The organism is Marinactinospora thermotolerans DSM 45154 (assembly GCF_900167435.1).
Classification (GTDB): Bacteria; Actinomycetota; Actinomycetes; order Streptosporangiales; family Streptosporangiaceae; genus Marinactinospora; species Marinactinospora thermotolerans.
On sequence record NZ_FUWS01000012.1, the window covers coordinates 37,420 to 60,664 of the forward strand.

Below are 23,245 nucleotides of genomic sequence, written 5' to 3' on the forward strand. Positions count from 1 at the left end.
CGGCAACGCGAACGGGGCCGCCCCCGGAAGGGAACGGCCCCGTTCACGGACGGTGTGGGACGCCTTAGAGCTTGCCGCTCGCCAGCGCGCCCAGCAGGTCCTTGTTGAGCTGGGAGATCGTGTCCAGCGGGATGCCCTTCGGGCAGACCGCCGCGCACTCGCCGATGTTGGTGCAGCCGCCGAAGTCCTCCTCGTCGTGCTGGTTCACCATCTTGACCACGCGGGCCGCCCGCTCGGGCTGGCCCTGCGGGAGCATGCCCAGGTGGGTGACCTTGGCGGCGGTGAACAGCATGCCCGAGGCGTTGGGGCAGGCCGCCACGCACGCGCCGCAGCCGATGCAGGTCGCGGCGTCGAAGGCGCGGTCGGCGTCGGCCTTGGGGATCGGGTTGGCGTGGGCGTCGGGCGCGGTCCCGGTCGGGGCGCTGATGTAGCCGCCGGCCTGGATGATCCGGTCGAAGGCGCCACGGTCGACCACGAGGTCCTTGATGACCGGGAACGCCTTGGCCCGCCACGGCTCGACGTCGATGACGTCGCCGTCCTTGAAGCTGCGCATGTGCAGCTGGCAGGTGGTGGTGGTCTCGGGGCCGTGGGCGACACCGTTGATCACGACACCACAGGCACCACAGATGCCCTCGCGGCAGTCGTGGTCGAAGGCCACCGGGTCCTCGCCCGCGAGCGTGAGCTTCTCGTTGAGGACGTCGAGCATCTCGAGGAAGGACATGTCCTGGGACACGTCCTCCACCTTGTAGGTGACCATCCGGCCCTCGTCGCCGCGGCCCTTCTGGCGCCAAACGCGCAGGGTGATGTTCACTTGTAACTCCGCTGCTTCATCTCGACGTATTCGTATTCGAGGTTTTCCTTGTGCAGCACCGGCTGCTCGCCCGTCCCGGTGAACTCCCAGGCGGCGACGTAGGCGAACTCGTCGTCGTGCCGCAGCGCCTCGCCGTCCTCGGTCTGGCTCTCGGCGCGGAAGTGACCACCGCAGGACTCGCGGCGGTGCAGCGCGTCGATGCACATGAGCTCGGCCAGCTCGAAGAAGTCGGCGACGCGGCCGGCCTTCTCCAGCGACTGGTTGAGCTCGTCGTTGGTGCCGACGACCTTGACGTTCTGCCAGAACTCGTCCCGCAGTTCCCGGATGCGCTCGATGGCCTTGCGCAGCCCCTCCTCGGTGCGCTCCATACCGCAGTACTCCCACATGATGTGGCCGAGTTCCCGGTGGAAGGAGTCGACGGTCCGGTTGCCGTCGATGGAGAGCAGCTTGTTGATGCGCGCGCGCACCGACTCGGCCGCCTCCTTGGCCTCCGGCGTGTTCTCGTCGAGCTTCTCGAACGGCCCCGAGGCGAGGTAGTCGTTGATCGTGTTGGGCAGGACGAAGTAACCGTCGGCCAGGCCCTGCATGAGCGCGCTCGCGCCCAGGCGGTTGGCGCCGTGGTCGGAGAAGTTCGCCTCGCCCGTCACGAACAGACCGGGGATGGTGCTCTGGAGGTCGTAGTCGACCCACAGACCGCCCATGGTGTAGTGCACGGCCGGGTAGATGCGCATCGGAACCTCGTAGGGGTTCTCGCCGGTGATGCGCTGGTACATGTCGAACAGGTTGCCGTACTTGGCCTCGACGGCCGGGCGGCCCATCCGCTTGATCGCGTCGGCGAAGTCCAGGTAGACGCCCAGGCCCCCCGGCCCCACGCCGCGGCCCTCGTCGCAGACGTTCTTGGCGGCGCGGGAGGCGATGTCACGCGGCACCAGGTTGCCGAAGGACGGGTAGATGCGCTCCAGGTAGTAGTCGCGCTCGTCCTCGGGGATCTGGCGCGGGTCGCGCTGGTCGCCGGCCTTCTTGGGCACCCAGATGCGGCCGTCGTTACGCAGCGACTCGCTCATCAGGGTCAGCTTGGACTGGTAGTCGCCGCTGACCGGGATGCAGGTGGGGTGGATCTGGGTGAAGCACGGGTTGGCGAACAGCGCGCCCTTGCGGTGCGCCCGCCAGGTCGCCGTGACGTTGCAGCCCATGGCGTTGGTGGACAGGAAGAACACGTTGCCGTAGCCACCGCTGGCGAGGACGACCGCGTCGGCGAAGTGGGTCTCGATCTCGCCGGTGACCATGTCGCGGGCGATGATGCCGCGCGCCCGGCCGTCGACGACGATGAGCTCCAGCATCTCGTGCCGGGTGTGCATCTTGACCGTGCCGGCCGCCACCTGGCGCTCCAGCGCCTGGTAGGCGCCGATCAGGAGCTGCTGGCCTGTCTGGCCGCGGGCGTAGAAGGTGCGGGAGACCTGGACGCCGCCGAAGGAGCGGTTGTCCAGCAGACCGCCGTACTCGCGGGCGAACGGGACGCCCTGCGCGACGCACTGGTCGATGATCTCGACGCTGACCTGGGCCAGGCGGTAGACGTTGGACTCGCGCGACCGGAAGTCGCCGCCCTTGACGGTGTCGTAGAACAGCCGGTAGATGCTGTCGCCGTCGTTGCGGTAGTTCTTGGCCGCGTTGATGCCGCCCTGGGCCGCGATGCTGTGCGCGCGCCGCGGGCTGTCCTGGTAGCAGAACGACGAGACCTGGTAGCCGGCCTCGCCCAGCGTGGCGGCGGCCGAGGCACCGGCCAGACCGGTACCGACGATGATCACGGAGAGCTTGCGCCGGTTGGCCGGGTTGACCAGCTTGGCGGAGAAACGGCGCTTGTCCCACCGCTGCTCGATCGGGCCCTCGGGGGCCTTCTCGTCGCGGATCGGGTCGCCCTCGATGTACAGCTCGGTCATTTAGCTCACCAGCCCGAAGAAGACGGAGAAGGGCGGGATCAGGAAGCCCACCGTGATGACGAGCGCGATCGCGGTCGCCGTGATGTTGAGCACGCGCTGACGGGAGGCCTTGTTGGCCCCCAGCGTCTGGGTCGCGCTCCAGATGCCGTGACGCAGGTGGAAGCCGACGGCGATCATCGCGATGAGGTAGGTGAGGAGCACCCACCAGATCTGGAATCCGTTGACCACGCGCTCGTAGGGGCTGTCGGAGGCGCCGCCGGGAGCGATGTTGTTGGTGGTCAGGTGGAGGATGTGGTAGATCACGAAGAGCGCGAGGATGACCCCGCCCCAGCGCATGGTACGCGAGGCGTAGGTCTGCTGGACCGGCTTGCGCCGCGTCTGGTAGCGCTGCCCGGCCGGCCGCGCCCGGCGGGCCCGGGCCCACAGGGTGAACGCCGCGTAGGCGTGGATCAGGACGCTCGCCAGCAGGACGATGCGGATGATCCACAGCGCCCCCTCGGGCGGGAGCATCGGCTCACCGATCACCCGGATGTGATGGGAGTACTCGTCGAAGACCTCCTGGCCTCCGAAGATCATCAGGTTGCCGTACATGTGCACGATCAAGAACAGCACGAGGATCCCACCGGTGACCGCCATCGCGGATTTGAGGGCCACCGTGGACTTGAATGCCGTTGACCGCTGCTTGGTCAGGGTACTGTTCGCCACAACCTGTCACTTTAAAACTTGGTGAACAGCACCGTCTAAGTCATGAGAACGCTGGTCTCCATAGACATAGGCTATCGAGCATGCAGTTCCAGCAGCTGGCCTACTTCGTCGCGGTCGCCAAGACACGGCATTTCACCCGCGCAGCGGAGGTTTCGCGCGTCGCCCAGCCCAGCCTGAGCAAGCAGATCCGGGCCCTGGAAGAGGAACTGGGAGCACCGTTATTCGTTCGTGCCCGGGGAAATATCACACTGACTCCCGCCGGTGAAGTCCTTCTTCCCCTGGCCCAACGCATCCTCACCGACATGGAGACCGCCCGGCGCGAGGTCCAGGAACTCGCCGGCATGCGACGCGGCCGCGTCCGCCTGGGGGCCACCCCCTCCCTGTGCGCGGGGCTCCTGGCCCCCGCCCTGGCCTCCTTCCACTCCCGCTTCCCCGGTATCGAACTGCACGTGGAGGAGAGCGGGTCACGCGACCTGATCCGCGCCCTGGGCCGGGGCGAACTCGACCTGGCCCTCATCATCCTGCCGCTGCACAGCAGCGACCCCGCGTTCGTCACCACGCCGATCCTGCGCGAGAACCTCGTCGTCGCCAGCCCCCGCGACGCCCCGCCCCCGAGCAACCGGGCATCGATGCGCATCACCGACCTGCGCGACAAACCCTTGGTGATGTTCCGCCGCGGCTACGACGTGCGCGAAGCGACCCTGCACGCCTGCCGCGCCGCCGGGTTCGAACCACGGCTGGCGGTCGAGGGCGGCGAGATGGACGCCGTCCTACGCTTCGTCGAGGCCGGCCTGGGCCTGGCGGTCGTGCCCAGCATGGTACTGAAGAATCGACCGGGCCTGCGCGGCACCCCCCTGGCCCGCCCCCGGCTGCTCCGGACGATCGCCCTGGCCCACCGCAAGGACGTCGAGCCCTCCAACACCGCCAAGGCGTTCCGCCGCGGCCTGATGAACCACCTGAGCGCGCTACCCCCCGAGGAGCTCGGGGCCGATCTGGAGGTCATCTCCTCCCCCGTCGTCTGACCCGAAGCGCCGGCGTCAGGCGACCAGGACGCCGCTGCGCTTGAACGGCCCGACGACGAGCGCGGTGTCGACCACGGTCGCCTCACGCGCCCACTCCCCTGCGGTGATGAACTCGTACAGGTCCGCCTTTGACGGCGCGGCCACATGGCACAGGAGCTGGTACTCCCCCATCAACGCGGCGGCGTAGCGTACCCAGTCCGATTCGAGCAGCGCGCGACCGACCCGGTCGACCGCGTGCGGCGCGGTCGTGATCCACAGCAGCGCCTCGACCGGCAGCCCCAGCAGCGCCGGTTCCACCACGGCGCGCAAGTGGACCAGGCCGCTGGAGCGCAACCACTCCACCCGCCGCCGCGCGGTGGGCTCCGAAACCCCCGCCAAACGCCCCAGGGCCTCGTGGGTGAGCCGGCCGTTGTTCGACAGCGCGCGCAGGATCGCCTGGTCGGCGTCGCTCAGCTCCTCCACCATGGGAGTCTCGGCGGAGGACGGGGCCGGTGCGACGTCGCAGAGCTCCGCGACCTCCTCGGGGGCGAGGATTCCGGGGAACCATTCGTGGACGGTGCGGTAGTAGCGCAGCACGGGAAGCGTCTCGACACCGACCACCCCGGGAAGGCCCGGCAGCTCGTCCACGGTGACGGCCAGCAGCCGCCGCGGCGCGCAGAACAGTTCGGTGACGCAGTCCACCGTTCCGGTCACGGCGTAGCTGAACGTGGTGTCGGGTCGGCGGGCCAGCGCGGTGCCTCCCATACGCAGACCGCCGCTGGCGTGGCGGGTGCGGACGATGACCGGGTCACCGGTGACGCACAGGCCGATGACGGTGATGAGCCGCCGCTCCAGGAGCCGGTTGCCACGCCGGGCCACCGAGCGTTCGGGCTCTCCCAGCACCGAGGCGATCCGACGCCAGGAGGCGCGCCCGTTCACCTGGAGCGCCGCCGTGATGCGCCGGTCCAGCGCGTCGAATTCCCGGGCCATCCCAACCTCCCCGGCCAGCAATGTGGCTGTTTTCGTCAGTATGCCGTTTTCACTTGTCGGTAACGGAAGAGACGTGCATTCTCTGTCCCACATTTCCTTCGTCCGAGGAGGCCGTCATGCCGGGTCCCGTCTCTCCCCGCGCCCCGGGACGGTCCGATGCTCCACACAACGCCACCCGGCTCCCCCCTCGGTCACCTCCTCGATGTGGCCGCGTCCTGTGTCTCCGGCCGCCTCTGATCCGGTCTTCCCACCCTGGCCGTGTGAACCCCGGCGCGGAACCCGGCCCCCTTCCCTTCCCCGCCCTGGCCGTCATCGGGACGCCCGGCCACGGGACAACGGCGAACCGGTCACAGCGGACCGGGGGTGGCCCCGGCGCCCTGGTCCCCCTGGCGGGCGAACCATTCCCCGTCCCCACCCACCGCTCGCCCGCACCGGGGTGGCCGTGGCGACGACGTTCGCACCGGCGGGATTCGGTCAGGTCGGTGAGGGAATCGTGGGACTGGCCGGGAACGTCGGGGCGGTCGTTGTCGCCCCGCCGGCGGTGAACGCGCGCCGGCGTGACGCACGCCCCTCGGAACCGTCCACGGCCCAAGAGCAGAGGAGCCGCGCATGACCCGAAACGCCGAGCTCAAGAAGGCCGTCTGCGCGGAGATCGACCGTCGCGCCGCCGAGATCACCGCGATCTCCGAGGAGGTGCTGCGCCACCCCGAGACCGGCTGGCGCGAGAGCGAAACCGCGCACCGGGTCCGGCGCTGGTTCGACGGGCTGGGGCTCGCCCACGAGGACGGGCTCGCCCTGACCGGGGTCAAGGCCCGCATGCGCGGCCGGACGTCCCGGCGCAGCGTCGCGGTCCTGGGTGAACTCGACGCGCTGCTGGTCGACGGCCACCCCTACGCCGACCCCACCACCACGGCCGCCCACGCCTGCGGGCACAACGCCCAGATCGCGTCGATGATCGGAGCGGGCTACGGACTGGCCCCGGTGATGGACCGGCTCGACGGGGACGTCGTCCTGTTCGCGGTGCCGGCTGAGGAGTGCATCGAGGTCGACTGGCGGCTGCGGCGCCGCGAGGCCGGCGACTTCGAGTTCATCGTGGGCAAGCCGGAACTCATCAGGATCGGCGCGTTCGACGACGTGGACATGGCGATGATGACCCACGCCGGCCCGACGGTCTCCGCGCCGGCGGCGGCGGTCGCGGCCTCGGCCAACGGCTCCCTGGTCAAACGTGCCGCCTTCACCGGCGTGGCCGCCCACGCCGGCGCGACCCCGTGGGCCGGCGCCAACGCGCTGAAGGCGGCGACCCTGGCGATCGCCGCGATCGACGCCCAGCGGGACACGTTCGACGACGCCGACACCGTCCGGGTCAGCCAGATCCTGACCGGCGGCGAGGCCGTCAGCGCCGTCCCCGCCCACGCCCACATGGAATTGATGGTCCGCGCCGGCTCGGTCACGGCCATGCGCGATGCCGCCGACAAGGTGGACCGGGCCCTGCGCGCCGGCGCCTTCGCCCTGGGAGTGGACGTGCGCGTCGAGACGGTCGGCGGCTACCTGCCGCTGTCCGTCGACGAGCCGCTGGCCGACCTCCTCCACGACAACTGCGTCTCCCTGTTCGGCGCGGACGCGGTGATCCGCGACAGCGGCCGCATGGGCGGATCCACCGACATGGGCGACCTCGGCCACATCATGCCGGTCGCCCATCCCTGGGCGGCCTCGGGCAGTGCCGCCCCCTTCCACGGTCCCGGGTTCTTCACCACCGACCACGTCGCCGCGGCGGTGAACCCGGCGAAGTTCATGGCGATGACCGTCGTCGACCTGCTGTGCGAGGGGGCCGAACGCGCCGAGCAGGTCCTCTCCACCAGCGGCCCCAAACTGTCCCGCGACGCCTACCTGGAGTTGCGCCGCTCCTTTGACACCGTGACCGGAGGAATCGTTGAACGCTGAGTTGCACCACCGTGAGGCCGTCGAGCTCGCGCGGATGCTGCGATCGGGGGAGGTGTCGGCGCGCGAGGTCGTCCAGGCCCACCTGGACCGCATCGAGGCCGTCAACCCCGCGATCAACGCCGTCGTCACCCTGTGCCCCGAACGGGCCCTGGACGAGGCGGCGGCCGCCGACCACCGACACGCCGCGGGACGGCCCACCGGCCCCCTGCACGGTCTGCCCATCGCCGTCAAGGACACCCACGAGACCGCCGGCATCCGCACCACCCACGGGTCCCCCATCCACGCCGACCACGTTCCCGAACGGGACGAGCTCGTCGTCGAACGCCTGCGCGCCGCCGGCGCCATCGTCATCGGCAAGACCAACGTCCCCGAGTTCGCGGCCGGCTCCCACACCTTCAACCCCGTGTTCGGCACCACCCGCAACCCCTACGACACCAGCCGCTCGGCGGGAGGCAGCAGCGGCGGCGCGGCTGCGGCGCTGGCCGCCGGTCTGCACCCCATCGCCGACGGCACGGACATGGGGGGATCGCTGCGCAACCCGGCCTCCTTCAACAACGTGGTCGGCCTGCGCCCCACCCCTGGGCGTGTCCCCACCTGGCCCAGCACCCTGCCATGGGAGACCCTGGCGACCTCGGGTCCCATGGGGCGGACGGTCGCCGACACCGCGCTGGTGCTGTCGGCCATCGCCGGCCCCGACCCGCGTTGCCCGTTCGCCCTGGCCGAGGCGGGGTCGACCTTCGCCCCGCCCCTGCACGTCGATCTGCGCGGGCTGCGGGTGGCGTTCTCGCCCGACTTCGGCGGGACGCTCCCGGTGGAGGCCGAGGTGGCGCGCGTCGTCGCTGAGGCGGCCAAGACCTTCGCCGCCCTGGGCTGCCACGTCGAGGAGGCCGCCCCGGACTTCTCCGGCGCCGACGAGGTGTTCCGCACGCTGCGCGCCTGGCAGTTCCACCTGAACCTCGGACCGCTGATCGAGGCCAACCCCGGCCGGGTGAAGGAGACGGTGGTCGCCAACGCCGCGGTCGGCCGGGCCCTGTCCGGCGAGGAGGTGGGCCGGGCCAAGCAGGGGCTCGCGGAGCTCTTCCACCGCTTCGGGAGGTTCTTCGGCGACTACGACCTGCTCCTGCTGCCGGTCAGCCAGCTCCCGCCCTTCGACGCCGACCTGGAGTATCCGACCGAGGTCGCCGGCACCCCGATGGCCGACTACCTGGACTGGATGCGTTCGGCCTACCAGGTGACGGTGACGGGCTGCCCGGCGATGTCGGTACCGGGCGGGTTCACCTCCGACGGCCTGCCCGTGGGGGTTCAACTGGTCGCCCGCCACGGCGCGGACCTGGACCTGCTCCGCTATGGCCACGCCTTCGAACAGGCCACCGGGTTCGGTCGGCGCCGCCCGCCGCTGGGATAGGCCCGGATCCCGCCGGTGGCCGCGGGGCGGCGAGGCGACCGGACGGTCCCCGGCGTCGCGCCCGCCGGCGAAACGCCGGACGCGCCCGGTCCAGGGGCCCTTCCCGGTTCCCGGCCGGGCGCGCGGAAAGGGACCGGTGGGGCGTGTGTTCCCCATGTGCCCCACCTTTCGTCCGCTTTTCCGTAAACGCGATTTCGCCATTTCGGCGAGTGGTTTTTTTCACACTGGAAACACGTGAACCCATTGTCGAATTCCGCGGCCTCGCCGTTTTAACGTGGCTACCCCGCCCGCCTCCGCACGGACCGTACGACGCGCGAGGGTGGCCGGCCCGCTCCGTGTCGCGGCGTCCGGCCGGCCCTTCACGGGATGGAGATGCCGCGACGATGACAGCGCCACCGCCCGTACCCCGCGAGCCCGTACTCGAGCGCGCCCGGCTGGGGGCGCGGACCCTGCGCCGGGACCGGTGGTGGGTCCCACCCCTGTTCACCGCGCTGGGGCTGGCCGCGTTCGTCGGCTACGCCACGTTCCGGGTGTTCCAGCAGGACCATTACTGGGTGGCCGACTACCACTACCTCACCCCGTTCTACTCCCCCTGTCTCAGCGCCGCGTGCGCGCCGGGGTCGGCCGTGTTCGGCACGCTCCCCTTTGAATTCCCGTGGTTCCTCCCCTACGCGCTCGTCTCCCTTCCTTTCCTCCTGCTTTTCCGATTTACCTGTTATTACTATCGAAAAGCGTATTATCGTGCGATTTGGCAGGCTCCCCCGGCCTGCGCGGTACGCGAACCCCATCGGCGCTACACCGGCGAATCCCGCCTCCCGCTGATCGGGCAGAACCTGCACCGCTACTTCTTCTACGCCGCCGTCCTCATCTCGCTGCTCAACACCTACGACGCGCTCGTCTCCTTCGCGCACGGCCACAACGGAGGCTTCGGCGTCGGACTGGGCAACCTCATCCTGCTCGGCAACGTGATCCTGCTGTGGTGCTACACGCTGTCCTGCCACTCCTGCCGGCACGTCGTGGGCGGAAGGCTGCGCAGCTTCCGCCGGCACCCGCTGCGCTACCGGGCCTGGACCTGGGTGTCCCACCTCAACGCCCGGCACATGGCGTTCGCCTGGATCACCCTGGGCACCCTCGTGCTCACCGACCTGTACGTGGCACTGGTGGCCAGCGGAACGCTGACCGACGTGCGGCTGTTCAACTGACCCACCCGCCGGCACGAAAGGCCAGGGCAGATGACCGAGACGACGCGCCTCGCCTACGACGCCGTGGTGATCGGCGCCGGCGGGGCCGGACTGCGCGCCGCCATCGAGGCGCGCCTCCACGGCCTGCGGACCGCGATCGTGTCCAAATCACTGTTCGGCAAGGCCCACACCGTGATGGCCGAGGGCGGTGCCGCCGCGGCGCTCGGCAACGTCGCCTCCGACGACGACTGGCGCGTCCACTTCCGCGACACCATCCGCGGCGGCAAGTTCCTCAACGACCCGCGCATGGCCGAACTCCACGCCCGCGAGGCCCCCGACCGCATCCTGGAACTGGAGTACTGGGGCGCCCTGTTCGACCGCACCGAGGACGGCCGGATCAGCCAGCGCAACTTCGGCGGCCACGAGTACCCGCGCCTCGCCCACGTCGGCGACCGCACCGGGCTGGAGATGATCCGCACCCTCCAACAGCGGATCGTCCAGCTCCAACAGGCCGACGCCGCCGAGTACGGTGACCCCGAGGCCATGCTGAAGGTGCACGCCGAGACCACGATCACCGAACTGGTCACCGACAACGGACGTGTCGCCGGGGCCTTCGGCTACCTCCGCGACAGCGGGGAGTTCCTGCTGCTGGAGTCGCCGGTGGTGATCCTGGCGACCGGCGGCATCGGCAGGTCGTTCGAGGTCACATCGAACTCCTGGGAGTACACCGGTGACGGCCACGCGCTCGCGCTGCGCGCCGGCGCGGCACTGATCAACATGGAGTTCGTCCAGTTCCATCCCACCGGCATGGTCTGGCCGCCCTCGGTGCGCGGCATCCTCGTCACCGAATCGGTCCGCGGGGACGGCGGCGTGCTGCGCAACTCCGCGGGGAAACGGTTCATGTTCGACTACGTGCCCGAGGTGTTCCGCGCCCAGTACGCCGAGTCCGAGGAGGAGGCCGACGGCTGGTACACCGACCCGCGCAACCACCGCAGGCCCCCCGAACTGCTGCCCCGCGACGAGGTCGCGCGGGCCATCAACACCGAGGTGAAGGAGGGGCGCGGCTCCCCCCACGGCGGGGTGTTCCTGGACGTGTCCGAACGCCTGTCGGCCGAGGAGATCACCCGCCGGCTGCCCTCCATGTACCACCAGTTCAAGGAACTGGCCGACGTCGACATCACGGCCGAGCCGATGGAGGTCGGACCGACCTGCCACTACGTGATGGGCGGCGTCGCCGTCGACGCCGAGACGGGGGCCGCGTCGGTGCCGGGGCTCTTCGCGGCCGGCGAGGTCGCGGGCGGAATGCACGGCTCCAACCGGCTGGGCGGCAACTCCCTGTCCGACCTGCTGGTCTTCGGCCGGCGCTGCGGTCTGGGGGCGGCCGCCTACCTCGATTCGCTGGGAGCCGACCGGCCCGCCGTCCCCGCCGCGGCGGTCGCCGAGGCGGCCACCGCGGCGACGGCCCCCCTCTCCCGATCCGAAGGCGACAATCCCTACCTGCTGCACCGCGAGATCCAGCGGACGATGAACGACCTGGTCGGCATCGTCCGCAACGGAGCGGAGATCGAGCAGGCCATCGCCAGGCTGGAGAAGCTCGACGCGCGCGTCGCCGGCGTCCGCGTCGAAGGCGGCCGATGCTACAACCCGGGCTGGCACCTGGCCCTGGATCTGCGCAACATGCTGCTGGTGTCACAGGCCGTCGCCCGCTGCGCCCTGGAACGCGAAGAGTCCCGCGGCGGCCACACCCGCGACGACTTCCCCCGGATGTCGGCGCGGTGGCGCCGGATCACCCTGGCCGCCCGGCTCGACGGCTCGGACGTCGTCGTGGAACACCGCCGGACGCCGCCGATGCGCCGCGACCTGCTCGCTTTGTTCGAACGCGGCGAGCTGGAGAAGTACCTGACCGAGGAGGAACTCGCGGACGGCTCCCCCGAGGACACGGACGAGGAGGAAGGCGCGTGAACGGCGAAACGACACTGCGCGTGTGGCGCGGCGAGGGCGGCGAGGGCCGGTTGGTCGACTACACCGTCGCGGTCGAGGAGGGGGAGGTCGTCCTCGACGTCCTCCACCGGCTCCAGGCCACCGCGGCGCCGGACCTGGCGGTGCGGTGGAACTGCAAGGCCGGCAAATGCGGTTCGTGCTCGGTCGAGATCAACGGGCGTCCCCGGCTGGCCTGCATGACCCGGATGAACCTCTTCGCCCCCGGCGAGACGGTGACCGTCACCCCCATGCGCACCTTCCCCGTCATCCGCGACCTGGTCTGCGACGTGTCCGCCAACTACCGCAAGGCGCGCGAGATCCCCTCGTTCACCCCGGACCCGGCGACGCGTCCCGGGGAGTTCCGGATGTCACAGGCCGACGTCCAGCGCCAGCAGGAGTTCCGCAAGTGCATCGAGTGCTTCCTGTGTAACAACGTCTGCCACGTCATCCGCGACCACGAGGACAACACCGCGCACTTCTCCGGGCCGCGCTACCTGATGCGGGTCGCCGAACTGGAGATGCATCCCTACGACACCGCCGACCGGCGCAAGATCGCCCAGGAGGAGTTCGGGCTCGGCTACTGCAACATCACCAAGTGCTGCACCGAGGTGTGCCCCGAGAACATCCAGATCACCGACAACGCGCTGATCCCCCTGAAGGAGCGGGTGGCCGACCGCCGCTACGACCCCCTGGTGTGGCTCGGCCGGCGCATCGGGCTGCGCCCGGCGTCACAGGACACCCCGATCCCGCCCGGCGTCCGGCAGGACGGCCGAGCCGCCGCCCCCCGGACCGGGGAACCCCGCCGAAAGCCCGGACCGGACACGACATGACGGCGGCGCCCACGCCCCGCCAGGGGAAGGGTCACACCCGAGCGGGTTCGACGGGAGGACGCCAGTCATAGAGCCGGTCCAGGAAGCGGGTCACCGTCCCCGGCGCCAGCCGGCCGAGCAGTCCCGCGCCGACGTCACGGAGGCGGACGGCCGAGGGGGACTCGCTCTGCACCGCCTCGGCGAGCTGCGCCGACCGTTGCACGGTCTGGGCCGTCCGCTCCATCCTGGCCTCGGTGTAGGAGTGCAACGCGGTCGGCAGGTAGGCGGTGGAGCCGTTGACGTGGTGGGCGAGGACGACCGCGTCCTCGATGGCCTGCCCCGCCCCCTGCCCGAGGTTGGGGGTCATGGCGTGCGCGGCGTCGCCGAGCAGCGCGACGCGCCCCTTGTGGTAGGCGGGCGGCGGGGTGTCGATGTGCCAGACGTCCCCACGGCGCACGGACTCCGACGGCGCGGCCGCGAACAGGGCCGGCAGCGGGTCGTGCCGGACGGCCAGCCGGCCGAGCAGCTCGGCCTTCTCGTCCCCGGCGTTCTCGCCCGCGGGGGCGTTGGCGGTGGCGTAGCAGTGGAGGCGTCCCTCGGGCAACGGCAGCACCCCGACAAGGCCGCCCCGCCCCCAGGTCTCGCCGAAGGCGACCGGGACACCGGCGTCCGGCACGACGGCGCTCCAGGTCGTGAAACCGGCGTAGACCGGTCCCGGGTGCTCCAGGAACAGCGCGGAACGGACGGCGGAGCGCAGGCCGTCGGCGGCGACGACGAGGTCGGCGCTCACCTCGCCCGCCTCGGTGCCGACCCGGGCGAGCCTGCGGGTGTCGCCGGGTTCGACGCTGGACACCGCGGTGGCGGTGTGCACCACGCCGGCCGGCAGGCGGGTGAGCAGCAGGTCGACGAGGTCGGAGCGGAGCAGCACGTGCGCCCCGCCGTCGAAGCCGCGTCTGGCGCGGGATGCCAGGCGCAGCAGGCGACGCCCGTCCCCCCGGCGGATCTCGATCCCCGAGATGTGGGCCGACCGCGCGCGGACCGCACCCCCCAACCCGAGGGTGTCGAGCGCCCGAAGCGCGTTGGGGGCCAGGACCAACCCGACCTCGGCGGGGTCGGGCGCCGGCGCGCGCTCGCACACGGTCACCGCCCACCCCTTGCGGTACAGGGCCACGGCGGCGGCCAGGCCCCCGATACCGCCTCCGACCACGACCGCGTGCGGTTGTGCCATGGAGCCGACCTCCGGATTGGCTGAGGCCCCTGGGCGCCGGATGCCGGAAGGGCCCTGATGCCCCAGGCTAGGCGGGCCGGCCCTGGACGCGCCATGGATCACCCGTTTTTCCGGACTTCTGGCCCAAGCCGGACTTCCAGCTCGTCATTCCCATCCCGACAGCGCCACCGGAGCGGACGGACCTCCCCGCCGAACGCGAAAAGCGCGGAGCGCCACCCCCTCGGGGCGACGCTCCGCGCTCGACGTCGGGACCTCCGTCAGGAGGAGCGCTTCTTGTGCGCCGTGATACGGGCGCGCTCCTTCTGGTCCAGGATGACCTTGCGGATGCGCACGGCCTCGGGCGTGACCTCGACGCACTCGTCCTCGCGGCAGAACTCCAGGGCCTGCTCCAGCGACAGCTTGCGCGGCGGCACCAGGCGCTCCAGCTCCTCCCCCGTGGAGGAGCGCATGTTGGTGAGCTTCTTCTCCTTGGTGATGTTGACGTCCATGTCGTCGGCGCGCGCGTTCTCACCGACGATCATGCCCTCGTAGACCTCGGTGCCGGGCTCGACGAACAGGATGCCCCGCTCCTGGAGGTTGAACATGGCGTAGGTCATGGCCGAGCCGGAACGGTCGGCGACCAGGGAGCCGTTCTGGCGGGTACGCAGCTCACCGAACCACGGCTCGAAGTCCTCGAAGACGTGGTGGGCGATGCCCGTGCCGCGGGTCTCGGTGAGGAACTCGGTGCGGAAGCCGATGAGGCCGCGCGAGGGCACGAGCCAGTCCATGCGGATCCAACCGGTGCCGTGGTTGGTCATCTGCTCCATCCGCCCCTTGCGGACACTGAGGAGCTGGGTGATCGCCCCCAGGTACTCCTCCGGCGCGTCGACGGTGAGGCGCTCGACAGGTTCGTGGACCTTGCCGTCGATCACCTTGGTGACCACCTGCGGCTTGCCCACGGTCAGCTCGTAACCCTCGCGGCGCATCTGCTCGACCAGGATCGCCAGGGCGAGCTCACCACGGCCCTGAACCTCCCAGGCGTCGGGACGGTCGGTCGGCAACACCCGCAGCGACACGTTGCCGACCAGTTCGCGGTCGAGGCGGTCCTTGACCAGGCGCGCGGTGACCTTCGCCCCCTTGACCCGTCCCACCAGGGGTGAGGTGTTGGTGCCGATCGTCATCGAGATGGCGGGCTCGTCGACGGTGATGAGCGGCAGCGGGCGCGGGTCCTCGGGGTCGGCCAGCGTCTCGCCGATCATGATGTCGGGGATGCCGGCGATGGCGACGATGTCACCGGGGCCCGCCTTCTCGGCGGGCTTGCGCTCCAGGGCCTCGGCCATGAGCAGCTCGGTGATCTTCACCTGCTGGGTGGACCCGTCCGCCTTGATCCAGGCGACCTGCTGGCCCTTGCGGAGTTCGCCCTGGTGGATCCGGCACAGCGCCAGACGGCCCAGGAACGGGGAGGCGTCCAGGTTGGTGACGTGGGCCTGCAACGGCGCTCCCGGCGTGTACTCCGGTGCCGGGATCGTCTCCAAGATGGTGCGGAACAGCGGCTGGAGGTCGTCGTTGTCGGGCACCGAGCCGTTGTCGGGGCGCTCCAGGGACGCCTTGCCGTCACGGGCGCAGGCGTAGACGATCGGGAAGTCGATCTGGTCCTCGTTGGCGTCCAGGTCGAGGAACAGCTCGTAGGTGTCGTCGACGACCTCGGCGATACGGCTGTCGGGGCGGTCGACCTTGTTGATCACCAGGATGACCGGGAGCTTGGCCGCCAGCGCCTTGCGAAGCACGAACCGCGTCTGCGGCAACGGCCCCTCGCTCGCGTCGACCAGGAGCACGACGCCGTCCACCATCGACAGGCCCCGCTCGACCTCGCCGCCGAAGTCGGCGTGGCCGGGGGTGTCGATGATGTTGATGACGACATCCTCACCCTCGGGCGTCGTGTAGTGGACGGCCGTGTTCTTGGCGAGGATGGTGATGCCCTTTTCGCGCTCCAGGTCGTTGGAGTCCATGACGCGCTCGTCGACGTCCTGGTTGGCGCGGAACGCGCCGGACTGCCAGAGCATGGCGTCGACGAGGGTGGTCTTACCGTGGTCGACGTGGGCGACGATGGCGACGTTACGAAGGTCGGTGCGGCGGGCGGAGCCTTCGGGCGTGGCGGTGGACATGCGAAAGTCTCGATCTCATCTGCTGGGGAACACCGCGATTCCCGCGGCCGTCCATCAGTCTATGCGGTGATGGCCTGCCCCCCGGGAAACGGGCAAGTCACGTGGGACGACGGCGCGATGGCGGTTTCGGGCCGCCCGTCGAGGGCGCCGCGTCACCCAACGAAACGGAGTCACCAGGTCCGCTATTCCCGCTCCCCGCTCTCGAAGGACCCTGACGCGACAAGAACCCCCTCTCCGACTTAGGATAGCCAAACCTCACCCTTACGGGCGGGTGGATCCGTCGTGCCGCCGCACGCCCGGCTCCGTCCGCCCGCGGACACCACCTCTCCTACCTGGGGGTCATCCATGCTGTTCAGTCATCCGACAGGCCGGCGCGTCCGGGGCCTGCGCGCCGGGGCCGTGGCCGCGGTCGCCGCGATCGCCCTCAGCAGCTGCGGTACGGACACCACCGAGGAAGAGACCGCCGCGCCCTCCGGAGAGGGATCGGGCGCCTTCCCCGTCACCATCGAGCACGCCTTCGGCAGCACCGAGATCACCGAGAAGCCCGAACGGGTCGTGACCGTCGGCTGGTCCGACGAGGGCACCCTGCTCGCCCTCGACATCGTCCCGGTCGGCATCGCCGAGTCCACCTTCGGCGCCCGCGAGGACGGTCTGCTGGAGTGGGACGCCGAGAAGCTGGAGGAACTCGGCGGCGAGAAGCCCACGCTGATCAGCAACGACGACGGCATCCCGGTCGAACAGGTCGCCTCGCTCGCCCCCGACCTCATCCTCGGAGTCCAATCGGGCCTTGAGGAGAACCAATACGAGCAGCTCTCCCAGATCGCCCCGACCATCCCCTACCTGGACAAGCCCTGGCAGACCGCCTGGCAGGACCAGACCGTGGCGGTGGGCCGATCCGTCGGCATGGAGGAGGAGGCGCAGCAGCTCGTCGACGACACCAACGCCTACATCGACGGGATCGCCGAGCAGCACCCCCAGTTCGCGGAGAAGACCTTCGCCTTCGGCACCGTCACCCAGGACGGGCAGCTCGCCTTCTACATCGACGGTGAGCCCCGGGCCGAGGTGATGAAGCAGCTCGGGTTCGCCCCCGCGGGCATCACCGAGCAGCTCGACGTGGCCGAAGGCCAGTTCTTCGGCACCACGAGCATGGAGAACGCCGACAAGGTCGACGCCGACGTGATGGTCATGTGGTACAACAGCGCGGACGCGCGCGAGGCCGCCGAGGCCAACCCGGTATTCCAGCAGATCCCCGCGGTGCAGGACGGCGGCTACGTCGCGTTCGACGACGACGCGGTGGCCATGGCGATGTCCGCGGTCAGCCCCCTGAGCCTGCCGTGGGCGGTCGACCAGTTCCTGCCCGACCTCGTCAAGGCCGCCGAGGGCAAGGCCTGAGACCGTCGGCGCTCCCACCGAGACGACCCCGTGCCGCCCCGGCCGGCTCAACCGCCCCGGGCGCCGGCCACGGGGTCGTCGCTTTCCAGATAGGGGCGGATGGCGGAGAGGAAGGGCAGGTCGGCGGGCAGCCAGTCGACGTCGTGCAGCGCGTCGGCCGACAGCCAGCGCAACGACAGGTGTTCCAACGGCCGCGGCTCCCCTTCGACCAGGTCGGCCACCCACACCCGCAGCAGCGCCGGCGGAGCGCCAGGACGTTGCGGGAAGGCGACGTCCCGGCCGATGCGCTCCAGCAGGCGGACCCGGACGCCCAGCTCCTCCTCGCACTCGCGGACCAGCGCCGCCTCGTCGGTCTCGCCGGGATCGACCTTGCCGCCCGGCAGTTCCCAACGACCCCGCATCTGCGGCGGCTCGGCGCGCTGGGCGGCGAGGAGGGCGCCGTCACGGACGATCGCGGCGCCGACGACGATCAGGGGTTCGGTCATGACGTCCAACGCTACTCAACTGCTGTGACGCCACAGGCACGCGGTGGACATTGGCCCGGTCCGGCCTTAGGCCGCGGCGCGTAGCGGCTGCGCCAGTCCGCACAGCTGGCGCGCCGCGCCTTCGGGGTCGTCGGCCGAGTGGGTCACCGTGCGTCCCAGTTCGTCCTGCCAGCGGAACATCCCGTTCATGCACCACACCGTGAGACCCGCGCGAATGGACAGCGACGCGACCGTCGTCCGGCTCGCGGCGTAGAGCCGCTCCACCCCCGCCGCTGTGAGGTAGCTGTGCAGCATGCTGACGGCCTCGGCGGGAGTCGCAGGGTGAGAGCCGTCGATCCACGAGATGGTGCCCACGGATGCGTGCCTTTCCATGAGGTCGCACGGATGCCCCCGGACACCCGTGATGACTGCGAGGAGGTGCGGCATGCAGGTGCGGTCCCGCTGCCAGCGTGGCTCATACCCGTACCGGCCGAAAGCGTAAACGTTCCGTTTTCATTTTCATTACTAATTGATTACGGAGACTCGCTCGGAACAGGGCGGTTCCCCACCCTCTTCTCCCCCTCCCAGAACACCGGTCTCCATTACGGTCATCCGCTCTGCAGTTTGGCTACGTTCCGTTTCAGGCTGGGCAGGCCATGGCACACGACCTCCGGTGACACGCGCTCACCCGCGCCGAACGAAAACCCCGGGCACCGGACGGTCGGCCGGTGCCCGGGGGCTGACGCCCTCTAGGGGGAGTGAGCGGGCGTCAGCGTCCAGGACGCCAGAGGGAACCACAGCACTTCTTGTACTTCGCCGCCGCCCCGCACCAACAGGGCGCGTTCCGCCGCGGCGGCCAGGCGAGTGCGACCCGGCGCTCCAGCAGGTGACGCAGGTACTCCTCACAGGTGCGGCCCGAACGCGGATCGGCGACCGCCCGCGCGGCGAATCCGAGGTAGTCGTCAAGGCGGACCGGAAGCAGGGCGATCCGGCCACCGAACGCCCACCACTCGCGCTCCAGCACCCCGAAGTAATGGGCGGGCTCATCCGAGGCGAGCTCCCCCGGGAGCAACACCCCCCGCCCGTACGCCCGGGCCAGGTCCGAGCGCGGCACGAAGGCGGCCACCGGCGGCCCGGCCACGGGCTGGGGGGCCGCGCAGTCGACACCGTTGAACGGCTCGGACTCCTCCTCGTAGGAACGGGCGACGACGGCGTCGAGGTCGTCGGGTGCGATGCCCAGCGCGGCCCGGGTGCGGGCCCGCCCCTCGGCCGACTCGAACTGGACCAGGTACCTGGGAAGGTCGTCCGGATCGATCCGATCCAGATCGGTCCGCAACGGAGCGCAGGCGAGGTCGTAGAACTCCAGTGCGGCGCGATACCGCCCCAGGGACTCCAGCAGCTCGGCCACGAGATGGGCGGGACCGATCCCGATCCGGCCGCTTCTGAGCGCCCCGAGCTCGGCCTCGAACTCCTCCCAGCGTTCCTCGGCCGCGAAGACCTCCATACGCCGCAACCGCGCGAATCCGACCCCCTCCTCCCCGCACGCGATCGCCCGCGCGCACAGGTCGAGTGCCCGGTCGGACTCGCCCAGGCGGTGCCACAGTCCCGCCGCCTCGCACAGGATCTCGCCGCGGTCGCCGGGGAATGCCTCCGCATCGGCCTCCAGGCGAAGGGCCTCGGCCCGGACCTGTTCCCGAGACCGCCCGACGAGCAGGCCCGCCCCCGGTTTCAGCTTCATGAGGGGAGCCTAAACCGACGTTGGGAACCGGGAGGCGAAAACCCGGAAATCGATGAGTACTGGTCCGGGGCTGCCCCGCGCCCATTCTGCGAGGGAGGGGTTTCGCAGAATAGCCCCCGAAGTTCAGGCAGCCCCGGCCCACATGGCCCGCGCCCTGGGAGGGAGGTCGGGCGGGGGCCATGACCCGCGGTGACACGTCGGATAAGGGGGAGGACTCCACGCGACCGCACGCCCAACGCTAGACCGTCGGGGGACGGATTCCATTGGGCACCTTGCACGAATTCCGCGGACGAATACGGGCGTGCTGCACAAATCAAAAATGGAATCGCGGACTATGTAGCTTTTTAGGTAGTTTCGCGAATATCAGCGGCAGGACGTCCTCTCTATCCCCTTATGAGGCACCTGTCGCCCCCCGGCCCGCCCCGCGCCGGCCAGGCCGCGGAGACCCATCTCACACTCACCGCGGGGCGGTGGACCTCGCGCGCCACGGCCCGCCGGAGATCCCGCGCATCAGCAATCCGGCCAGCAGAGCCCAAAACGCCGAACCGATACCGGCGACGGTCACCCCCGACGCGGCCACCAGGAACGTCACCGCGGCGGCCTCCCGCCAGGACTCCTCCTCCAGCGCCCCCTTCAGAGACGCGGCCAGGGTCGTGATCAGCGCGAGCCCGGCGGCGGCCTCCACCAGGCCCGCCGGCGCGGCGGCGATCACCGCGGCGAGCGCGGCCGACAGGACCGCCAGGAGCAGATAGGACCAGCCCGCGGCGACGGCCGCGCGCCACCGCCGGGCCGGATCGGGATGGGCCTGCGGCCCCGCCGCCAACGCGGCGCTGATCGCCGCCAGGTTCACCGCGAACCCGCCGAACGGCCCCGTCAGAACCGTGGCGGCCCCGGTCGTCACCATCGCCGAGCGCCACGGCGTCCGATAGCCGAACGAGGCCAACACCGCTGTTCCGGGCACGTTCTGCGACGCCATCGTGACCACGAACAGCGGGAGGGCCACGCTCGCGACCGCCTGCCAGGTCAGGGCCGGCGTCGTCCACTCCGGAACCGGGAGCAGGACCGCCGGATCGACACCGGCGCCACCACCGCGCAACGCCCCCAGGGCCACCACCAAGGCCGTGAACAACGCCGCGGGGACCGCCCAGCGTCGCGCCACCACCAACATCACCAGCCACACCAGCACCACCGGGCCGACGAGCAGCGGCTGTTGTGCCACCCCCTGGACCGGGGCCAGGCACAGGCTCAGCAACACCCCCGCCAACATGGCCTGAGCCAGCGGAACCGGGATCTGGGAGATCGCCCTCCCCAAAGGGGCCACCAGGCCGCTGAGCACAACAAGGGCGCCGACCAGTAGGAACGCGCCCACCGCGGCCGGCCATCCACCGGCCACCTCGCCCGTGCTCGCCAACAGCGCCGCGCCCGGGGTGGACCAGGCCAGGGTGATGGGGATCCGGTACCGATGCCCCAGCCACAGCATCGCCACCCCGATGGCCAGACACAGGACGAACAACCCCGAAGCGGCCTGGGCCTGGGTGGCGCCCACCGCCCGCAACCCGGCGAGGACGATGACGAACGAGCTCGAGAATCCGACCAGGGCGGCGACCAGCCCCGCTCCCGCGAGGTGGAGGCGCTCGGAACCGGCGAGGCGAGAGGAATCGGACATGGGCACCTGCGTTCCACGACGGGGAACCCGACCGCGAAGCCGGAGCCGAGGGCGACCGCCGGCCACCCACCGGACGCCGCCACGGCCGCGAGGGGAAAGGGTCCGGTGATCCTACCGACGCCCTCTTGTCATGCCTTTCCCCGGGGCGGCCCTCTCCTGCGTTCCCACCTCACGGTCACGACGGCGGGGGCGCGGCCCACCAGGCCACGCCCCCGCGCGTACCGCCCACCGCGGCCGGTTCAGGCCCCGCCGGCCCCTCGCACCGGCGCGCCCGAGCGCCGGTGCAGGAAGAACTCCCGTGACGGGGTGACCAGGACGAGCGCGAGGAGGATGATCGGCATGACAAGCTGCGCCCAACCCGACCAGCCGGACGACAGGGAGACCAGGGCCATCACCAGGGAGAGCCCCTGAATTCCGACGATTGTCCAAAATGTCCAGCGGCGCCCCTTGCGCATGACGACACCGAGCACGACGCACAGGATCCCGTAGGCGACGAGCCAGACCGACGAGAAGATCGTGGCGGGGACGGCGCTCTCGGGCACCCCCGCTCCCCCGGACGGGGAGTCCGACAACAGGGAGATCCCCAGGAGGGCGAATCCGGCGAGGACGATGGCGGCGCCTCCGGTGATGAAGAGCAGCACTCTCGCCACTTTGAGCGTGGTAGGCATCGGGGGGTTCATCGATCTCCTCCTCGGAGCGCTTTTCCTTTTCCCTTCCCTCTCCGAATTCAGATCCTTCATTCCCGGGTCGGGAAAACGCCATCCGATAGGGAAAACGATCTACACGGTTTACGGAACGCCCCAGCCGTCTTTTTCGGATGCCTTTCCGAAACAGCGCCGGATCGCGGCCCGGACGGCACGATCGTCGGAACGGGTGGCCGCGGGGTCACGTCACGTCCGTCCTCTTCGGCCCGCACAGACGAGCGGCGGAGCCCACCGGCTTCGCCGCTCCTGCGATCACCCACGGGCGCCGCGTCACCTCTTCCTGAACACGTCCATGATGGTGTGTCCGGCCTGGCGGAATTTCCCCTCGGCGTGATCGGCCCGGCCCTCTGCGGCCAGACGGCGGTCGCCGGTGAGCCTGCCCGCGGCCTCCTTGGCCTTGCCCTTGAGCTGCTGGATCTTGCTGTCGGCCTTTCTGCCGGCGTTCACGTGGACCTCCAGCGGAGAATGGTCGGTCCGGATCGGAGAACGGACCTCGTGTCCTTCCCCTGCCGCGTTTCCCGGGGTTTCATGCATCCTTTTCGGCCGCGATCCCATCCAAAGGACGAAAGCACCTTGGAACGCGACCGGGACGGTGACCTGGCAGGGTCACCGTCCCGGTCGCACGACACGCGGAACACATATGCCGCGTTCGAGCGGTCAGCGTTTGTCGTCGCGGGCGCCCCGGATCGTGCCGCGTACGGTGTCCTCGGCGTTCTGCGCCGTCTCGCGCACGTTGCCCTTGGCCTGCTCGGTCTTCCCCTCGGCCTTGAGCCTCTCGTCGCCGACGGCCTTGCCCGCGGCCTCCTTGAGCTTGCCCTTGATCTGCTCGCCCTTGCCCTGGGCCTTTCCATCCCCCATTTGGTCCCCCTTGGTACTCGTACGAGCCGACCACGGCTGGTCGCCCCTTCTCCATCCCCTGCCTCGCCTGAGCTCTTTCATGCGCGAGGAAGCACCGGGAGGAGCGCCGTGAGCCGGTCACCGACCGTTCCAGGAGCACGGTGAGGAGAGGAGAGCGCCCGCCGGTCGGCCCCTGCACCATGCTTCCCCGCCCCCGAGATCGGAGGCCGCCCTCCTGTCGGGGCGGCGCCCCGGTTCGTCCTCCCGCCGGCGCGCGAGTTCCGCCGCGAAACGGCCGCGTGACCACGGGAA

The 23,245-nt window shown here is 70.4% G+C and carries 20 protein-coding genes; 7 read left to right on the forward strand and 13 right to left on the reverse strand.

The window, feature by feature from the left end; all coding sequences use genetic code 11:
* Positions 1–64 precede the first annotated feature (64 nt).
* From B5D66_RS20085 to B5D66_RS20095, 3 genes are read right to left on the reverse strand one after another with little or no spacing between them, the layout of a single operon-like run.
* Positions 65–811, reverse strand: a complete 747-nt coding sequence (locus tag B5D66_RS20085) for a succinate dehydrogenase/fumarate reductase iron-sulfur subunit (RefSeq protein ID WP_078763349.1) — start codon at positions 809–811, stop codon at positions 65–67.
* Positions 808–2,748, reverse strand: coding sequence for a fumarate reductase/succinate dehydrogenase flavoprotein subunit (locus B5D66_RS20090; RefSeq protein ID WP_078763350.1), 1,941 nt, complete (start codon positions 2,746–2,748; stop codon positions 808–810). The genes B5D66_RS20085 and B5D66_RS20090 overlap by 4 nt, the downstream gene beginning before the upstream one ends.
* Positions 2,749–3,453, reverse strand: coding sequence for a succinate dehydrogenase cytochrome b subunit (locus B5D66_RS20095; RefSeq protein ID WP_078763351.1), 705 nt, complete (start codon positions 3,451–3,453; stop codon positions 2,749–2,751). It lies immediately after the preceding gene.
* 80 nt (positions 3,454–3,533) lie between these two features.
* Between B5D66_RS20095 and B5D66_RS20100 the strand changes: the two genes are divergently transcribed.
* The gene (locus B5D66_RS20100; protein ID WP_078763352.1) at positions 3,534–4,475 is read left to right on the forward strand and encodes a LysR family transcriptional regulator; all 942 of its coding nucleotides are present in this window, start codon (positions 3,534–3,536) and stop codon (positions 4,473–4,475) included.
* A gap of 15 nt (positions 4,476–4,490) precedes the next feature.
* Here the strand turns inward: B5D66_RS20100 and B5D66_RS20105 are convergent, their stop codons facing one another.
* The gene (locus B5D66_RS20105) at positions 4,491–5,444 is read right to left on the reverse strand and encodes an Lrp/AsnC family transcriptional regulator (protein WP_078763353.1); all 954 of its coding nucleotides are present in this window, start codon (positions 5,442–5,444) and stop codon (positions 4,491–4,493) included.
* Positions 5,445–6,053: 609 nt separating this feature from the next.
* Between B5D66_RS20105 and B5D66_RS20110 the strand changes: the two genes are divergently transcribed.
* The 5 genes from B5D66_RS20110 (at position 6,054) to B5D66_RS20130 (ending at position 12,781) form a co-directional block, all read left to right on the forward strand.
* Positions 6,054–7,385: an amidohydrolase gene (locus tag B5D66_RS20110; RefSeq protein ID WP_078763354.1), complete on the forward strand. Its 1,332-nt coding sequence runs from the start codon at positions 6,054–6,056 to the stop codon at positions 7,383–7,385.
* A gap of 34 nt (positions 7,386–7,419) precedes the next feature.
* Positions 7,420–8,790: an amidase gene (locus B5D66_RS20115; RefSeq protein WP_078763488.1), complete on the forward strand. Its 1,371-nt coding sequence runs from the start codon at positions 7,420–7,422 to the stop codon at positions 8,788–8,790.
* A gap of 383 nt (positions 8,791–9,173) precedes the next feature.
* Positions 9,174–9,992 (forward strand): hypothetical protein, encoded by an 819-nt coding sequence (locus tag B5D66_RS20120; protein ID WP_078763355.1) that lies wholly within the window; start codon positions 9,174–9,176, stop codon positions 9,990–9,992.
* Between the two features lie 30 nt (positions 9,993–10,022).
* Positions 10,023–11,933, forward strand: coding sequence for a fumarate reductase/succinate dehydrogenase flavoprotein subunit (locus tag B5D66_RS20125; RefSeq protein WP_078763356.1), 1,911 nt, complete (start codon positions 10,023–10,025; stop codon positions 11,931–11,933).
* Entirely contained in the window at positions 11,930–12,781 is an 852-nt protein-coding gene (locus B5D66_RS20130) for a succinate dehydrogenase/fumarate reductase iron-sulfur subunit (protein ID WP_078763357.1), read from the forward strand. The genes B5D66_RS20125 and B5D66_RS20130 overlap by 4 nt, the downstream gene beginning before the upstream one ends.
* Positions 12,782–12,812: 31 nt before the next feature.
* On the opposite strand, the gene B5D66_RS20135 is transcribed toward B5D66_RS20130, so the two are convergent.
* Together B5D66_RS20135 and typA are read right to left on the reverse strand one after the other, a co-directional pair.
* Entirely contained in the window at positions 12,813–13,988 is a 1,176-nt protein-coding gene (locus tag B5D66_RS20135) for an FAD-dependent monooxygenase (RefSeq protein WP_078763358.1), read from the reverse strand.
* Positions 13,989–14,245: 257 nt separating this feature from the next.
* Positions 14,246–16,132: a translational GTPase TypA gene (gene typA, locus B5D66_RS20140; protein ID WP_078763359.1), complete on the reverse strand. Its 1,887-nt coding sequence runs from the start codon at positions 16,130–16,132 to the stop codon at positions 14,246–14,248.
* 345 nt (positions 16,133–16,477) lie between these two features.
* Between typA and B5D66_RS20145 the strand changes: the two genes are divergently transcribed.
* A complete protein-coding gene (locus B5D66_RS20145; protein ID WP_078763360.1) occupies positions 16,478–17,524 on the forward strand; it encodes an iron-siderophore ABC transporter substrate-binding protein in 1,047 nt (348 codons plus the stop codon).
* 47 nt (positions 17,525–17,571) lie between these two features.
* Here B5D66_RS20145 and B5D66_RS20150 read toward each other — a convergent pair whose 3' ends face one another.
* From B5D66_RS20150 to B5D66_RS20180, 7 genes are all read right to left on the reverse strand, one after another.
* Positions 17,572–18,009: a (deoxy)nucleoside triphosphate pyrophosphohydrolase gene (locus B5D66_RS20150; protein WP_078763489.1), complete on the reverse strand. Its 438-nt coding sequence runs from the start codon at positions 18,007–18,009 to the stop codon at positions 17,572–17,574.
* Positions 18,010–18,075: 66 nt separating this feature from the next.
* A complete protein-coding gene (locus tag B5D66_RS20155) occupies positions 18,076–18,363 on the reverse strand; it encodes a hypothetical protein (protein WP_144390225.1) in 288 nt (95 codons plus the stop codon).
* Positions 18,364–18,757: 394 nt separating this feature from the next.
* Positions 18,758–19,726: an SEC-C metal-binding domain-containing protein gene (locus B5D66_RS20160; protein WP_078763362.1), complete on the reverse strand. Its 969-nt coding sequence runs from the start codon at positions 19,724–19,726 to the stop codon at positions 18,758–18,760.
* 457 nt (positions 19,727–20,183) lie between these two features.
* Positions 20,184–21,392: a benzoate/H(+) symporter BenE family transporter gene (locus tag B5D66_RS20165; protein WP_078763363.1), complete on the reverse strand. Its 1,209-nt coding sequence runs from the start codon at positions 21,390–21,392 to the stop codon at positions 20,184–20,186.
* A gap of 239 nt (positions 21,393–21,631) precedes the next feature.
* The gene (locus B5D66_RS20170; protein ID WP_078763364.1) at positions 21,632–22,072 is read right to left on the reverse strand and encodes a hypothetical protein; all 441 of its coding nucleotides are present in this window, start codon (positions 22,070–22,072) and stop codon (positions 21,632–21,634) included.
* Positions 22,073–22,366: 294 nt separating this feature from the next.
* A complete protein-coding gene (locus tag B5D66_RS20175; protein WP_078763365.1) occupies positions 22,367–22,543 on the reverse strand; it encodes a CsbD family protein in 177 nt (58 codons plus the stop codon).
* 210 nt (positions 22,544–22,753) lie between these two features.
* Complete coding sequence (locus tag B5D66_RS20180) at positions 22,754–22,954, reverse strand: CsbD family protein (RefSeq protein WP_078763366.1); 201 nt, start codon at positions 22,952–22,954, stop codon at positions 22,754–22,756.
* Between the last annotated feature and the right edge of the window lie 291 nt (positions 22,955–23,245).

What these genes read in the sequence shown, in the direction of transcription:
- typA (WP_078763359.1), bottom strand. Translation starts at nt 16,132, where the DNA reads ATGTCCACCGCCACGCCCGAAGGCTCCGCCCGCCGCACCGACCTTCGT.
- B5D66_RS20165 (WP_078763363.1), bottom strand. Translation starts at nt 21,392, where the DNA reads ATGTCCGATTCCTCTCGCCTCGCCGGTTCCGAGCGCCTCCACCTCGCG.
- B5D66_RS20120 (WP_078763355.1), top strand. Translation starts at nt 9,174, where the DNA reads ATGACAGCGCCACCGCCCGTACCCCGCGAGCCCGTACTCGAGCGCGCC.
- B5D66_RS20150 (WP_078763489.1), bottom strand. Translation starts at nt 18,009, where the DNA reads ATGACCGAACCCCTGATCGTCGTCGGCGCCGCGATCGTCCGTGACGGC.
- B5D66_RS20135 (WP_078763358.1), bottom strand. Translation starts at nt 13,988, where the DNA reads ATGGCACAACCGCACGCGGTCGTGGTCGGAGGCGGTATCGGGGGCCTG.
- B5D66_RS20090 (WP_078763350.1), bottom strand. Translation starts at nt 2,748, where the DNA reads ATGACCGAGCTGTACATCGAGGGCGACCCGATCCGCGACGAGAAGGCC.
- B5D66_RS20170 (WP_078763364.1), bottom strand. Translation starts at nt 22,072, where the DNA reads ATGAACCCCCCGATGCCTACCACGCTCAAAGTGGCGAGAGTGCTGCTC.
- B5D66_RS20100 (WP_078763352.1), top strand. Translation starts at nt 3,534, where the DNA reads ATGCAGTTCCAGCAGCTGGCCTACTTCGTCGCGGTCGCCAAGACACGG.
- B5D66_RS20145 (WP_078763360.1), top strand. Translation starts at nt 16,478, where the DNA reads ATGCTGTTCAGTCATCCGACAGGCCGGCGCGTCCGGGGCCTGCGCGCC.
- B5D66_RS20105 (WP_078763353.1), bottom strand. Translation starts at nt 5,444, where the DNA reads ATGGCCCGGGAATTCGACGCGCTGGACCGGCGCATCACGGCGGCGCTC.
- B5D66_RS20160 (WP_078763362.1), bottom strand. Translation starts at nt 19,726, where the DNA reads ATGAAGCTGAAACCGGGGGCGGGCCTGCTCGTCGGGCGGTCTCGGGAA.
- B5D66_RS20180 (WP_078763366.1), bottom strand. Translation starts at nt 22,954, where the DNA reads ATGGGGGATGGAAAGGCCCAGGGCAAGGGCGAGCAGATCAAGGGCAAG.
- B5D66_RS20125 (WP_078763356.1), top strand. Translation starts at nt 10,023, where the DNA reads ATGACCGAGACGACGCGCCTCGCCTACGACGCCGTGGTGATCGGCGCC.
- B5D66_RS20115 (WP_078763488.1), top strand. Translation starts at nt 7,420, where the DNA reads ATGCTGCGATCGGGGGAGGTGTCGGCGCGCGAGGTCGTCCAGGCCCAC.
- B5D66_RS20110 (WP_078763354.1), top strand. Translation starts at nt 6,054, where the DNA reads ATGACCCGAAACGCCGAGCTCAAGAAGGCCGTCTGCGCGGAGATCGAC.